The 13,714-nt window shown below is 65.1% G+C and carries 15 protein-coding genes; 11 read left to right on the top strand and 4 right to left on the bottom strand.

The window, feature by feature from the left end:
- Positions 1-165 precede the first annotated feature (165 nt).
- Positions 166-1,344 (bottom strand): Mrp/NBP35 family ATP-binding protein, encoded by a 1,179-nt coding sequence (locus ACN0WF_RS10390; protein ID WP_417772747.1) that lies wholly within the window; start codon positions 1,342-1,344, stop codon positions 166-168.
- Positions 1,345-1,613: 269 nt separating this feature from the next.
- On the opposite strand from ACN0WF_RS10390, the gene ACN0WF_RS10385 reads away from it, so the two are divergent.
- The 9 genes from ACN0WF_RS10385 (at position 1,614) to ACN0WF_RS10345 (ending at position 9,414) form a co-directional block, all read left to right on the top strand.
- Positions 1,614-2,066, top strand: coding sequence for a BLUF domain-containing protein (locus ACN0WF_RS10385; RefSeq protein ID WP_417772746.1), 453 nt, complete (start codon positions 1,614-1,616; stop codon positions 2,064-2,066).
- Positions 2,067-2,262: 196 nt separating this feature from the next.
- Positions 2,263-2,733 carry a BLUF domain-containing protein gene (locus tag ACN0WF_RS10380; protein WP_417772745.1) on the top strand — a complete coding sequence of 157 codons (471 nt, stop codon included), beginning with the start codon at positions 2,263-2,265 and terminating at the stop codon, positions 2,731-2,733.
- A gap of 283 nt (positions 2,734-3,016) precedes the next feature.
- The gene (gene mobA, locus ACN0WF_RS10375; protein ID WP_417772744.1) at positions 3,017-3,673 is read left to right on the top strand and encodes a molybdenum cofactor guanylyltransferase MobA; all 657 of its coding nucleotides are present in this window, start codon (positions 3,017-3,019) and stop codon (positions 3,671-3,673) included.
- Positions 3,670-4,215 (top strand): molybdopterin-guanine dinucleotide biosynthesis protein B, encoded by a 546-nt coding sequence (gene mobB, locus ACN0WF_RS10370; RefSeq protein ID WP_417772743.1) that lies wholly within the window; start codon positions 3,670-3,672, stop codon positions 4,213-4,215. Before mobA ends, mobB begins: the two co-directional genes overlap by 4 nt.
- Entirely contained in the window at positions 4,202-5,488 is a 1,287-nt protein-coding gene (glp, locus tag ACN0WF_RS10365; RefSeq protein ID WP_417772742.1) for a gephyrin-like molybdotransferase Glp, read from the top strand. The genes mobB and glp overlap by 14 nt, the downstream gene beginning before the upstream one ends.
- Before the next feature lie 155 nt (positions 5,489-5,643).
- The gene (locus ACN0WF_RS10360; RefSeq protein ID WP_417772741.1) at positions 5,644-6,420 is read left to right on the top strand and encodes an ABC transporter substrate-binding protein; all 777 of its coding nucleotides are present in this window, start codon (positions 5,644-5,646) and stop codon (positions 6,418-6,420) included.
- Between the two features lie 122 nt (positions 6,421-6,542).
- Positions 6,543-7,235 carry an ABC transporter permease gene (locus ACN0WF_RS10355; RefSeq protein WP_417772841.1) on the top strand — a complete coding sequence of 231 codons (693 nt, stop codon included), beginning with the start codon at positions 6,543-6,545 and terminating at the stop codon, positions 7,233-7,235.
- Positions 7,232-8,068 carry an ABC transporter permease gene (locus tag ACN0WF_RS10350; protein WP_417772740.1) on the top strand — a complete coding sequence of 279 codons (837 nt, stop codon included), beginning with the start codon at positions 7,232-7,234 and terminating at the stop codon, positions 8,066-8,068. The genes ACN0WF_RS10355 and ACN0WF_RS10350 overlap by 4 nt, the downstream gene beginning before the upstream one ends.
- 173 nt (positions 8,069-8,241) lie before the next feature.
- On the top strand, positions 8,242-9,414 hold the full coding sequence (locus tag ACN0WF_RS10345) for a trans-sulfuration enzyme family protein (protein ID WP_417772739.1): 1,173 nt from the start codon (positions 8,242-8,244) through the stop codon (positions 9,412-9,414).
- A 27-nt stretch (positions 9,415-9,441) separates the two neighbouring features.
- On the opposite strand, the gene ACN0WF_RS10340 is transcribed toward ACN0WF_RS10345, so the two are convergent.
- Positions 9,442-10,341 carry a LysR family transcriptional regulator gene (locus ACN0WF_RS10340; protein WP_417772738.1) on the bottom strand — a complete coding sequence of 300 codons (900 nt, stop codon included), beginning with the start codon at positions 10,339-10,341 and terminating at the stop codon, positions 9,442-9,444.
- A gap of 376 nt (positions 10,342-10,717) precedes the next feature.
- Here ACN0WF_RS10340 and ACN0WF_RS10335 point away from each other — a divergent pair, with 376 nt between their 5' ends.
- Positions 10,718-11,599 (top strand): NAD(P)-dependent oxidoreductase, encoded by an 882-nt coding sequence (locus tag ACN0WF_RS10335; protein WP_417772737.1) that lies wholly within the window; start codon positions 10,718-10,720, stop codon positions 11,597-11,599.
- A gap of 246 nt (positions 11,600-11,845) precedes the next feature.
- Positions 11,846-12,328, top strand: coding sequence for an EF-hand domain-containing protein (locus ACN0WF_RS10330; protein WP_417772736.1), 483 nt, complete (start codon positions 11,846-11,848; stop codon positions 12,326-12,328).
- Positions 12,329-12,412: 84 nt separating this feature from the next.
- On the opposite strand, the gene ACN0WF_RS10325 is transcribed toward ACN0WF_RS10330, so the two are convergent.
- On the bottom strand, positions 12,413-12,934 hold the full coding sequence (locus ACN0WF_RS10325; RefSeq protein ID WP_417772735.1) for a DUF302 domain-containing protein: 522 nt from the start codon (positions 12,932-12,934) through the stop codon (positions 12,413-12,415).
- A 143-nt stretch (positions 12,935-13,077) separates the two neighbouring features.
- Complete coding sequence (locus tag ACN0WF_RS10320; RefSeq protein ID WP_417772840.1) at positions 13,078-13,569, bottom strand: Lrp/AsnC family transcriptional regulator; 492 nt, start codon at positions 13,567-13,569, stop codon at positions 13,078-13,080.
- Positions 13,570-13,714: the final 145 nt, after the last annotated feature.

The raw sequence follows: 13,714 nt of genomic DNA, 5'->3' as shown, positions 1-13,714 counted from the left end.
CCTCAAGCTCTCGTGACATATCGACGCCACCGGCATGAAAAACAGCCTTCAGCGCATGTAGATCCCTGAAACATGATTGTATTACTCATCTTTCTTCGCCTGGTCGGCAAAGCAAAGATTCGCCCCGGCGCGATCTCGCGCCGGGGCAAGCGGGCTGTCTCCCGCTCAGCTCTCGAGGACGATCTTGGGTGCAGCGCGATGGCCGCCGTCGCGGTTGCGCGCGACCTCGGCCCAGACCTTCTCGGCAATATCCCGGTAGATCCTGGCATGCGCGCCGTCTGCGTCTGAGACGGTCACCGGCGTGCCTGCATCCGAGGTTTCGCGAATGGCCATGTCGAGCGGCACCTCGCCAAGGAACGGCACGCCGAGACGCTCGGCCTCGGCACGGGCGCCGCCATGGCCAAAGATGTCATGTCGCCCGCCGCAGTCGGGACAGAGGAAGTAGCTCATGTTCTCGATGATGCCGAGAAGCGGCACGTCGACCTTGCGGAACATGTTGAGCCCCTTGCGGGCGTCGATCAGCGCCAGATCCTGCGGCGTGGACACGATGACAACACCGGCGAGCGGCACGTTCTGCGCCATGGTGAGCTGAGCATCGCCCGTGCCCGGCGGCATGTCGACGACGAGAACGTCGAGCTCGCCCCATTCGACCTCGCGCAGCATCTGGGTGATCGCGGAGATCACCATCGGCCCGCGCCAGATCATCGGCGTCTCCTCATCGACGAGGAAGCCCATGGACATGACCTTGACGCCATAGCCCTCGAGCGGCTTGAGAATGCGCCCCGAAACCGGCTCCGGTCGTCCGGTGACATGGAAGAGGCGCGGGATCGAGGGGCCGTAGATGTCGGCGTCGAGCACACCGACCTTCAACCCGTTGGCCTGAAGCGCCAGCGCCAGATTGCAGGTCGTCGTGGACTTGCCGACGCCGCCCTTGCCGGAGGCGACGGCAATGATCGCCTTGACGCCAGGCACGCCAGGCTTCGCCGCCGCGCCACCGGGCTGAGCGCCGCCAGCACGCATCGGCGGCGGCACGCTGGCGGCATCGCCGGCCTTCGGCGCCGGGCGCACGGGCGCCGGCGCGGCTCCCTGCCCTCCCCCTTTGCGCTCCGACGTCAGCGCAACGAGCGCCTTCTCGACGCCGGGCAGCTTCGAGACGACCTTTTCCGCAGCCTGACGCAAGGGCTCGAGCTCCTGTGCCCGCTCGGCCGGCACGGTGATCGAGAAGATGACGCGGCCGTCGGAAATGAACACGTCGGAAACGAGACCGAGAGAGACGATATCGCCCTCAAGATCCGGTCCCTTGACCTTGGAAAGCTCCTTGAGCACATCCTCGCGTGTCGGCATCCCACCCCCCTTCGATTTCCAGAACATTCGTCACCCCTAGCGTTCGCTGTTGGGTGCGGAACGTAAGGCGAATGCAACTTGCGTCAATCGCCAATCCCGCGACATCGCGTCCCTCCGACATTCACAGACAGGCGGCTGCATTGCAAAACGGAGAGGAAACGTGATCGGATGCGGCGCATTTTAACGATTTCGGAGGGATCTCTTAACGGTTCCGCTAGGTTCCGGTGTCAGGCTCATGACAGCAGAGACATTCGTGAAAGAAGCCTGTCATGCCCCTCACCGCAGTCTGCCTTACCGCGAAGATCAACTGGAGCGCAGTGCGCGCGCCGGTCGACGCCGAAATCGAGACCGTTCTGGCGCGCGCGCGCAAGCTCAACCGGCTCAATTGCGTGACCGGCGCACTGCTGCTCTATCCTGATTGCATCGTGCAGTGGATCGAGGGCGAGCCGACCGGCCTTTCGGACACCAGGGACTGCACCGCGCGCGATCCGCGTCTGAGCGCGCTGACGACACTGTGCGAAGGCCCTGTCGAGGCACGAAGCTTCCCGCGTTGCTGGCTCTATTTCGCCGACTATCGCGAGGCAACCGATGCCGTCGGCGCGCGAATCGATCAGCTGGCGCAGGAGCCCGCGCCCGGGCTTGCCGCCATGCGCGAGGCCTTCGCGCCCATCGGAGAACGGCTGGCACCTGCGCGTTTCACCCATCAGGCGATGCTTGTCTGAGTGCCGCATTTACCGTTTCCCGCGCGGCTTTGCGGCGTGCGGGACGCGCTTGACGCTGGGTCCACAATGACATCCGGTATTTTACGATCCGCGCAACTGCTTGCCGCCAAGTTAATGAATTGATTTCAGAATTTACGGACCGGATTACGGAACTCGAACAGGTCCACCGTAAGCTCCAGATCACAGGAACATACCCTTGGGGCTCACGATGTCGATCACGCGGCTTTGCTACCGCAGCACACCGAACTTCGCCAACATGGCGCTTTCGCTCGAAGAGGAAATCGAGCGGATCACCAGCCGCTCGCGCCACAACAACAAGCGGGACAATGTCACCGGCGCCCTGATCCTGGCGGGCCCCTCGTTCTTCCAGATGATCGAAGGACCGGAGGCCGAGGTGATGGCAGCCTATGGGCGGATCGCCCGCGACACGCGCCACAACCAGCCGACCATCATCGAAGTCCGGACGGCGACGTCTCGCATACTGCCTGATCTGCCGCTCTTCTTCTGCGACGCGCTCGACGCCCATGATGGCGTTCTGTCGAGCCTCTCCATGCCGATCATGCAATCACCGGATCTGGTGACCCATGACGATATCGTCTCGGTCACGATCTTCGCATCGGCTCGCCTTTCGCGAGGTCCCGAGATCGGCCGGCGCATGTCCGCCTAGCTCCATGCGCCGTGACTCGATGGTTTGCAAAACGATTCCGGAATGCCCCGCATCTCCTTGAGATAAAACGTCGATCACCTTTTTCCAGTCACCGCTCACGCCACCTGTCTGCGACTTTCCCGCGCCTTTCTCCTCGCCCCCCTTGCCAGGATGCGGCCGGGCTTCCTAGGTTGTGATCCTGACCGCGAGGCATCGAGACGACGCCCGGGCGGATCCCCCAAGGAAGGCTGCGGAGATTGGCCTTGCACGAAACGATGACGCTCCCCGAGAAGGCGCAGGACGCATGACCCGGACGGCCGCCCCGACCTCAGGGCAATCCGGCCTTGCGGGCTGCATTCTCGCCGGCGGACTGGCACGGCGCATGGGCGGCGGCGACAAGCCGCTTCTCGCCCTGGACGGACGCCCTCTGCTCGCGCATGTGATCGACCGGCTCGCGCCGCAGGTTGGGCCGATGGTGCTGAACGCCAATGGCGATGCCGCCCGTTTCGCCAGCTTCGCGCTTCCCGTCGCCGCCGATCCGGTCGAAGGGTTCGCCGGGCCGCTCGCCGGCGTGCTGGCGGGCCTCAGGTGGGCGCAAACGAACAGGCCGGAGGTGCCGGGCGTCGTCTCGGTCGCCGGTGACACGCCATTCTTCCCAACAGATCTCGTCACCCGGCTGATCAGCGCACGCGGAGCGCAGGTCGACAGGATCGTGCTGGCCAAGGCCGACGGGCATCTGCATCCGGTCTTCGGCTACTGGCCGGTGGCGCTGGCCGATGCACTGGAGCGTTTCCTGCGGGAGGCGACGACCCGCAAGGTGCTCGCCTTCGTCGACGCCCATGACAATGCCATTGCCGACTTTGGCGCAAGCACCGGGGGCGGCGACCCCTTCTTCAACATCAACACGCCGGAGGAACTTGCCGAAGCGTCCGCCCGCGCCCGCTCCGGAGGCTCGCAATGACGCCCGCCCGCCCGCCGCTCTTCGGTGTCACCGGCTGGAAGAATTCCGGCAAGACCACGCTCGTCGAGCGGCTGGTGAGCGAAATCGTCGGACGTGGCCTGACGGTCTCGACCGTCAAGCACGCCCATCATGGCGTCGACATCGACACGCCTGGCACGGACAGCTTCCGCCACCGCGAGGCGGGTGCGCGGGAGGTGGCGCTCGTCTCCGCCCACCGTATTGCAGTGATGCACGAATTGCGCGACGAGGAAGAGCCGGCGCTTGCGGAAATCGTCGACAGGCTGGGGCCTTGCGATCTTGTGCTGATAGAAGGATTCAAGCGCGAGGGGCATCCGAAGATCGAGGCCCGCAGGTCGGCCTCCAGCGACAAGGGGCCGCTTGCGCCCGGCGATCCGGCAATCCGGGCCATCGCCACGGACCACCGGTGCGAAACCCATGGCCTGCCGGTCTTCGATCTCGATGACGTGGCCGCCATGGCGAATTTCATTCTAGCCGAATGCGGTCTCCACGCCGCCGAAAGGACGCGCGATGGCGGGCAGTAGAAAGCTCAAGGATGACTGCTTTCTGCACGACCGCGACCGGCTGCGCCATGCGGAGGCGCTCGAGATCCTCGAAGCGCGGCTGACGGGCGTTACCGGGTGCGAGCGGGTGCCGCTCGGCTCGGGTTGCGGGCGGGTTCTCGCCGAAACGGTCAGCGCGCCGCGCGATGTGCCGGCGGACGACAATTCCGCCGTCGACGGCTATGCCTTCGCACACGCCAGCTACCTCGCGTGCAACGGCCGGCTGAAGATTGCCGCGCGGATTGCAGCCGGCCACCCCGCGAACGCCCCCCTGCCGCCCGGCACGGCTGCGCGGATCTTCACCGGCGCGGTCATGCCCCAGGGCGCCGACACGGTCGCCATGCAGGAAGACTGCGCCATCGAGGAGACCGGCGGCGCGGCCGTCGTCGCCGTGCCCGACGGTCTGAAGCCCGGCGCCAACCGTCGGCGCGCCGGCGAGGATCTCAGGGCGGGCGCGCCGCTTCTCGATGCCGGCACCCGCCTGCGCCCACAGGACCTTGCCGCCATCGCCTCCACCGGGCAGGCCGAAATCGATGTCTTCCGCAGGCTCCGTGTCGCGCTGGTCTCGAGCGGTGACGAGATCCGCCGCCCCGGCGAACCGCTGCCGCCGGGCGGCGTCTATGACGCCAACCACTTTCTGCTGAAGGCGCTGGTCGAGGGAACCGGCGCCACCGCCACCGATCTCGGCGTGCTGCCGGACAAGCCAGACGTCGTGCACGAGGCGCTGGCCCAGGCCGCCAGGACCCACGACCTGGTGCTGACCTCCGGCGGAGCCTCGCGCGGAGAGGAGGACCACATGGTCGCGGCTCTCGACGCGCTCGGCAGCCGTCACATGTGGCAGCTCGCGATCAAGCCCGGGCGGCCGATGAGCTTCGGCCAGATCGGCGATTGCGTGGTGCTCGGCCTCCCCGGAAACCCGGTCGCGGCGATGGTCTGCTTCCTGCTCTACGCCCGCCCGGTGATCTCGGCGCTTTCGGGCGCCGGCTTCGCCCATCCGCATCGTTTCCAGGTGCCGGCGGCCTTTGGCGTGCCGAGGAAGAAGGCGGACCGGCGCGAGTTCTACCGCGGCACCTTGGCGAGCGACCCGGCCGGACGCACGGTTGTCGACAAGTTCGCCCGCGACGGCTCGGGCCTGATCTCCGGCCTGCGCGCCGCCGACGGGCTCATCGAGATCCCCGAGGCGACAACTGAGATCCGCCCCGGCGACCTCGTCGACTTCCTTCCCTTTCCGGAGCTCGGCCTGCTTCCGCGTTGAACAGGGCAACGCTGCGTCACCCCTCGGCAATTTCCCCCGGCACGATTCAACAATATTGAAATCAGCTTGAGGTTCATGGAAGGATGACACCTTCCAGAAAGGAGCGCGAAGTCGTTCCGGAAAATAAACCTTATTGCACCAGGGGACACGCAATCATGCGTTTCATGAAAATCGCAGCAGCCGCAGCCATCTTCCTCACTGCCGTTGGAGGAGCCGAGGCCAAGGACTGGACCAAGGTCCGCATCGCCACCGAAGGGGCCTACCCCCCCTTCAACAACCTGACTTCCGACGGCCAGCTCGTCGGCTTTGATGTCGACATCGCCAAGGCCCTTTGCGTGGAGATGAAGGTCGAGTGCGAGTTTGTCACTCAGGAATGGAAAGGCATGATCCCCGCCCTCCAGGCCGGCAAGTTCGACGCGGTGATCGCGTCCATGTCGATCACGGAGGAGCGGCTCAAGGAAGTCGATTTCACCGACAAGTATTACAACACGCCCCCGGGCATCGCCGTTCCGAAGGACTCAGACATCACCGAGGCCTCCGACGCCGGGCTCGCCGGCAAGTTCCTCGGCGCGCAGTCGTCGACGACGCATTCGAACTACGCCGAGGCGAAACTGCCCTCGGCCGAGCTGAAGCTCTATCCGACCCCGGACGAGTACAAGCTCGACCTGTCCTCCGGCCGCCTCGACGCGGCCATCGACGACGTGGTGGTGCTGTCCGACTGGCTTGCCTCCGATGACGGCGCCTGCTGCAAGCTGCTCGGCACGCTGACGCCGGACCCGGAGATCAACGGCCCCGGCGTCGGCATCGCCATCCGCAAGGGCGAAGACGACCTCAAGACAAAGTTCAACGAGGCGATCAAGGCGATCCGCGCGAACGGCAAATACACCGAGATCCAGGACCAGTATTTCGACTTCGACGTCTACGGCGACTGACCGGATCCGCGACGAAACCGGCGGGCGACACGCGGGCAACGCCCGCTGACGCCCGCCGGCGTTCGTGAGACATTTCCCGGGATGCCGCCATGTCGCGACATGCCCCGACGCGGTCCGAGACGATGAACGACGCGCTGACCCTGATTTCCTTCGGCCCCGAGGGATGGGGAGACGAGATTGCCCGTGGCACGCTGGTGACGATCAGCCTTGCCCTCGCCTCGCTTCCCTTCGGGCTGGTCATCGGCTTCCTTTTGGCGCTTGCCAAGAAATCCGAGGAGGCGTCGCTGCGGGCGGCGGCAGATGTCTACACCACGATCTTTCGAGGCCTGCCCGAACTGCTGACGCTGTTCCTCGTCTATTACGGCGTGCAGATCGCGCTCAACGTTCTGATCCAGATCAACGTGAACTCCTTTGTCGCGGGCATGGTCGCCCTGTCACTGGTATTTTCCTCCTACGCATCGGAAGCTTTCGTCTCGGCGTTTCGCGGCATTCCCTACGGCCAGTACGAAGGCGGCCAGGCGCTCGGGCTCAGTCGCCGGCAGACGATGCGCCTCGTGATCTTTCCCCAGCTCATCCGCCTCGCCCTGCCGGCGCTCGGCAACCTCTGGCTGATCCTGCTCAAGGAGACCGCCCTGGTCTCCGTCGTCGGCCTCGACGACCTGCTGCGCTGGTCGGGCATTGCCGCACGGGTGGAGAAGGCCCCCTTCCTGTTCTTCGGCGTCGCCTGCCTGATCTATCTGGCGCTCTCGATGATCTCTTCCATCGGCCTGACGCGCATCGAGATCTGGAGCAGACGCGGGGAGGTCCGGCGATGACGGGTTTCGTCCGCAACGCGCCGATCCCGGCGCGCACGCCCCCGCCCGCCCGCCGGCAGGGATGGAGCGAGGCACGCATCGCAGGCCATGCGCTGATGACGGTCTGGGCCATCGCCGGCATCGGGCTCCTCTTCTATCTGGCCCTCAACATCGGATCGGATTTCCTGCTGACCTATTGGGAGCGCTATGAACGCGGCGTTCTCATCACCATCAGGCTTGTCGCGGTCTCCATGGTCATCGGCGCCGCGCTCTCGCTACCGGTTGCCATGGCTCGCCAGTCGCGGGTGAAGGCGATCTCGGCGCTCGCCTTCGGCTATGTCTATTTCTTCCGCGGTACGCCGCTCATCGCCCAGACTTTCCTGATCTATTACGGGTCCGGCAGCTTCCAGCCGTTCCTGAACGACATCGGCCTGTGGTGGTTCTTCCGCGACGCCTGGTATTGCGCGGTCCTGGCGTTCGCGCTCAACACCTCCGCCTATCAGGCCGAGATCCTGCGCGGCGCGGTGCTGAACGTGAACAAGGGGCAGTGGGAGGCGGCCGCGGCGCTCGGCCTCGGGCGCGTCGTCACCTTCCGCAAGATCATCCTGCCGCAGGCGATGATCGTAGCGCTCCGCCCCTATGGCAATGAGCTGGTGCTGATGATCAAGGGGTCGGCAATCGCCTCCATCATCACCGTGCAGGACCTGATGGGGGTGACGGGCCGTGCCTATTCGCGCACCTACGACTTCCAGGCCTACATCTGGGCGGCGGTGCTCTACCTGATGGTCGTCGAAACGGTGCGTCGGGTGTGGGATGTCCTGGAGCTCCGCCTGACCCGGCATCTGGAACGATAGAGCAGCGAAAGGCCGATTGCGGACATGTCGCGAAACCGGTAGGAATCTGGGCATCGGAGCGCGGCCCGCGATCCGGCCAGACCCTTGATCCTGCAGGCATTCCGCATCGGCTCGCCGGTGTGGATCATCCGCACCGCTCCCCTGCCCGTGCGACAGAACAGACGGAACGACCCATGCACACTCCCCGCAATGCGAAGCTCTCCCCGGCCTCCAGGCTTGCCCATGGCGGCGGCGGGATCGACCCGGCGACGGGAGCCGTGGTGCCGCCGATCTCGACCGCGACCACGTTCGCCCGCGATGAGGCCTACCGGCTGACGAGTCCCACCCACCTCTACTCCCGCGACGACAACGACCTGACGCGCCAGATCGAGGCGCTGATCGCCGACCTGGAGGGCGGCGCGGAAGCAAGGCTCTTTGCCTCCGGCATGGCCGCCATCGCCGCAACGGCGCGCATGGTGAAGCCCGGGCAGACGATCCTCATGCAGTCCGGCATCTACTGGGGCACCACCTTGTGGATGCGCAAGCACTGCCAGCACATGGGCATCGCGCTGATCGAGGCGAATGCCGCAGACGGCACGCGTTTCTGCGAAACGCTGCGCGAATGCGGCCCCGCCCTCGTTTTCCTGGAGGTCCCCTCGAACCCGTTCCTCGAGGTCGCAGACGTCAGGGCGATCAGCGAGGCGGCCCACGACTGCGATGCCGTCGTAGCCGTCGACGCCACAGCGGCGACCCCGCTGCTGATGCGACCGCTGGAGCTGGGCGCGGATCTGGTCGTGCATTCCGCCACCAAGGCGCTCAACGGCCATTCCGACGTGCTCGCCGGCATCGTCTCCTGCCGCGATGCGGACAGCGACGCCTGGCGCTTCCTGCGCGAGGAACGCCACGACGCGGGCGCGGTTCTCTCGTCCTTCGACGCCTATCTGCTGCTGCGCGGCCTGCGCACCCTGTCACTGCGAATGGAGCGCATGTGTGCCAACGCGCAGGCGGTCGCAACCGCGCTGGAGGCCCATCCGGCCATTGAGACCGTGCTCTATCCGGGTCTCGTCTCGCACGCGGCGCATGAAGCCGCGCGGCGACAGATGAACGGCGGCTTCGGCTACATGATGTCGGTTCTGGTGAAGGGAACCGCCGCGGACGCGCTGGCCGTCGCCGGCCGGCTGTCGCTGATCAAGCGGGCCACCTCGCTCGGCGGCGTCGAAAGCCTGGTGGAGCATCGCTACACCATCGAGGGCGAGGCGAGCGGCATCCCGGTCAATCTGCTGCGCCTCTCGATCGGCATCGAAAGCGCGGAGGACCTCATCGCCGACCTGACGGCCGCACTCGATCCGCTGATCCATCGCGCCTGACCCTTTGCTTATGCGGACGGCGCCGGCCTATGCCGCGCCGGTGTCGTCCGTCTCCGCGACACGATGGGTCTTCAACCACGACATGAAGGCCTTGAGCGGCGCGCGGCGCACACCGGGGCGCGTCACCATGTGATAGCCGTTGCCGGGATAGGCATCCTCGAACAGCACCCGCAACGCGCCGGATCGGATTTCCGGCTCGATGAAGGCCCGCGAGGTGACGGAGATGCCATCGCCGCGCCTGAGCCCTTCGAGCACCATGTAGCCCGGCATGTGAACGATGTTGAGGTTCTTGCGCGACAACACGCCCTGGCTGTCGAGCCAGGCGGAAACCTCGGCGGTTCCGTATTCCTGGATCCAGGGGAAGTCGACGAGCCGCACAGGCTCGGGGAACGCCTCGTCGCCGACAAGCGCACGCGCCGCGACGACGACGATGGAGGCCCGCAGGAGCGGCTCCGACGCCAGTCCCGGCCACTCCCCGCCGCCATAACGGATGGCCAGATCGACTCCGCCTGGCTGCAGGTCCACCACTTCGCCCGTCGGGTTGAGCATCAACTCGATGCCCGGGTGGCGATGGCGAAACTCAGACAGACGGGGCATCAGCCAGCTCACCGCGAATGCCGGCGTCATCGTCACCTGCAAGGGCCGCATCCGGTCGGCATCGGCAAGCTCGTCTACCGCGCGCCGCATCGTCGAGAAGGCGGTGTCGAGATGCCCGGCAAGACGCAGCCCTTCGCCGGTCAGCGCCATGCCCCGGCCCTCGCGCCGCACCAGTTGGCAACCGAACCACACCTCCAGCGCGCGCACCTGCTGGCTGACCGCCGCGTGGCTGACGTTGAGCTTGCGTCCCGCGCCAGCGAAAGTGCCCTCCTCAGCCATAGCGGCAAAGGCGCGCAGCCCGGAAAGCGGGGGCATATGGGTCCAGTCCATCTGTAATACTGCCTTACGTTTCCAGGTTTTTCCTGAGTGGCGAAAAGGCCATTCGAGGCGCACGATACAGCCAATCCAAGCACAAGACGGAGGGCGTATCGATGCTCGACATTTTCGCAGAAACTTTCATGACCGCAACCCGTTCGGATGGCGCCGAAGGCCGGCGTCGGCAGTCGACGGCGCGACTGCGCCAGGCGGGACCTCTCTTGCACAGGCGGCTCCGCGGCCTGCTTGCCATGCTGCCCCTTTGATCCTTCCGCTCCCCCTGACAGCTCCGTGTCGATGCGCTACACAGGAACCGCGACACGGCGCGACAGGGGGACGCGGGAGCGGGCCTCGCGCAGCCAATCCGACACGACAAAGGGGAAGAAGCGCGATGGCGAAAGTTTCGTTCATTGGTCTTGGCGTCATGGGCTATCCGATGGCCGGCCACCTGAAGAACCGGGGCGGTCACGACGTCACGGTCTACAACCGGACGGCAGCGAAGGCGGAAAAATGGGTTGCCGAACACGGTGGCGCCCATGCGCCGACCCCGGCTGAAGCCGCCCGCGACTGCGATTTCGTCTTCGCCTGCGTTGGAAACGACGAGGACCTGCGCGCCATCACCCTCGGGCCCGACGGCGCGTTCCAGGCGATGAAGCCGGGCGCCATCTTCATCGACAACACGACCGCCTCCGCGGAAGTCGCGCGCGAGCTTGCCCAGGCAGCATCCGCCAAGGGCTTCGGCTTCCTCGACGCTCCGGTCTCGGGCGGCCAGGCGGGCGCCGAGAACGGCGCGCTGACGGTGATGGTCGGCGGCGACCAGGCAGATTTCGACAAGGCCAGACCGGCAATCGACTGCTTTGCCAAGATGGTCGGACTGATGGGCCCCTCCGGTGCCGGCCAGCTCACCAAGATGGTCAACCAGATCTGCATCGCCGGTCTCGTGCAGGGACTCTCCGAGGCGGTTCATTTCGCCAAGAAAGCGGATCTCGACGTGGCTAAGGTGATCGATGTGATCTCGAAGGGAGCCGCTCAGTCCTGGCAGATGGAAAATCGCTGGGAAACGATGCGCGACAACAAGTTCGAGTTCGGCTTCGCCGTCGACTGGATGCGCAAGGATCTGGGAATCTGCCTGAAGACCGCCAACGAGACCGGTGCCCGCCTGCCCGTCACGGCGCTGGTCGACCAGTTTTATGCGGAAGTGCAGGGAATGGGCGGCAATCGCTGGGACACCTCCAGCCTGATTGCACGTCTGCAGCAGCCCGATAACAAGTAACGTCGCAAGCGCGACGGCGACGATCCGCCCCCGGTGCCCCAGACGGGTGCCGGGGGCATGGCCAGATCACATGATCCGGCGCGCGCTCTTTTAAAACATTCCTTTATTCGAAAATATTGATCCTCATCAAGACGCAAACCTCACAGTGGTCCAGACTGGCTACGTCGCCGGTCAGGTGACGGCGCTCGACGCGCGCTTGTCCGTTCAGGCTGGAGAGCATGCGTCGGGCCAACACAGGAGGCTCCGATGAACCGTGTGTCGATCTTGGCATTGGCCGTGACGCTTGCCCTCGCCCAGCCCGTCTTTGCCCAGCAAAATGCCGGTGGCGGCATGGGAATGGGAACAGGCCAGGGAATGCGCGGCGGACAGATGATGATGGGCCGTTTCGGTGCGATCGACTCCGACGCCAACGGCGTCGTCACGGCGGATGAGGCCGCGACCTCCGTCGAGGACGTCTATTCCGCCATGGATGCGGACGACAATGGCGCACTGACGAAGGACGAATACATGTCTGTGCGCATGGGACCCGGCTCAGGCCTCAACACGGCCAGACAGTCCGAACGCCAGGCGGCAAAGGAAGACCGTTTCGCCACCATGGACAAGGATGGCGACGGCAAGGTCAGCCGGGACGAATTCATCAATAGCGGCAAGGCCCGGTTCGAGGCTGCCGACACCAACAAGGATGGCAACGTGACGGTCGAGGAATTTCGGCAGCAGATGTGGAGGTAATCCCCTGGCATCAGCCTCTGAGTGAACGACCGGACGAGAGCGGGCACCTTTGCCATCCACATCAAAGGCGCCCGCTTGATCGCACTATCGGCCGGCCGCTTCGGAAATGATCTCCTCAAGCAGCGCGTTGACATCGGCAAGCGCCTTTTTTGACGCCTCCGATCCGACCTCCTCCAACCGGCGGAAACCGACGGTCACCTTTCCCGGCGCATCCGGCGTCTCGAACGCAAAGACCACATAAGGACAGAAGGCGATGTTGCCGGGCGAGGCTTCCATCGCCGCGCGCGACAGGCGCGCGGAGCAGAACATCATCGCATCCGCGTTGACGTAGACCACCTTGTCGGAGCCGACGTCCGCGCCGGTGCGCGCCAGCATCTCGCCGATATGCGACACATGGTCGATGACGAGACCGCGGTTGATGATGGCGTTCTCCATGTCGAAGCGCACATCGTCATAGGCTCGCTCCACCGTGAGGGCGGTCGCCCCGTCCGGAAGAGCCGCCCCGTCCTGCGCCGAGGCGGACGCGCCGGCGGCAAGCAGCGCCGCGCCACCGAGCAGCAACGCCCGCGCGCCCCGCATCAATATCCAGTTCCGCCTGCGCTGCATGGCACCCTCCCGTGGTGTTGTCCTGGGCCCTGTGTCCGAAGCGGACCGGCCTTTGCCTGATCGTATCGCCTCGCACCGGCCAACGCCAAGACATATCCCATTCATGGAATATGTCGCGCCACCGGCCCCTTTTCACCGCGGGCTTAGTCGTCGCGTTCGTTGCGCGGCTTTTCCGTTGGAACATAGGCGAGCGGCAACTCACTGGTGGACTTGATCTGCTCCATGGCGAAAGACGTCGACACGTCGGAAATGTCGATTCTGGCGATCAGGCGTTTGTAGAAGGCGTCATAGGCCTCGATGTCGGGCACCGCGACGCGCAGCAGATAGTCCACCTGACCGGCCATGCGATAGAACTCGACCACCTCCGGAAACTCGGAGATCACATCGGCGAACTTGCGCAGCCAGTCGTCATTGTGGCGAGAGGTGGTGATCGCGACGAAGGCGGTGACCTTCACGTTGATCTTCTTCGGATCCAGAATGGCGACGCGGCGCTTGATGACGCCGTCCTCCTCGAGCTTCTGGATGCGCCTCCAGCACGGCGTCGTCGACAGGCCGACACGGCGGCCAACCTCGGCGACGGGAATGGTGCAGTCCTCCTGCAGAATGGAAAGAATGCGGCGGTCGATACGGTCGATCATGGAACGGGCCCGGCTGGCGGCAGGTCGCTCGACTTCATCTGGATTCATTTTCCAAAGAAATCGGATATGACGATGCGCGTTTTCTTCCTTAGTGCTTAAATTGGAGAATATTGGATTTTTCTTCCAAAATCTCTTCGCTTTC

Origin of the sequence: Stappia sp. (assembly GCF_048268045.1) — a bacterium.
Classification (GTDB): Bacteria; Pseudomonadota; Alphaproteobacteria; order Rhizobiales; family Stappiaceae; genus Stappia.
This window is presented reverse-complemented; position numbering and strand designations above follow the sequence as displayed.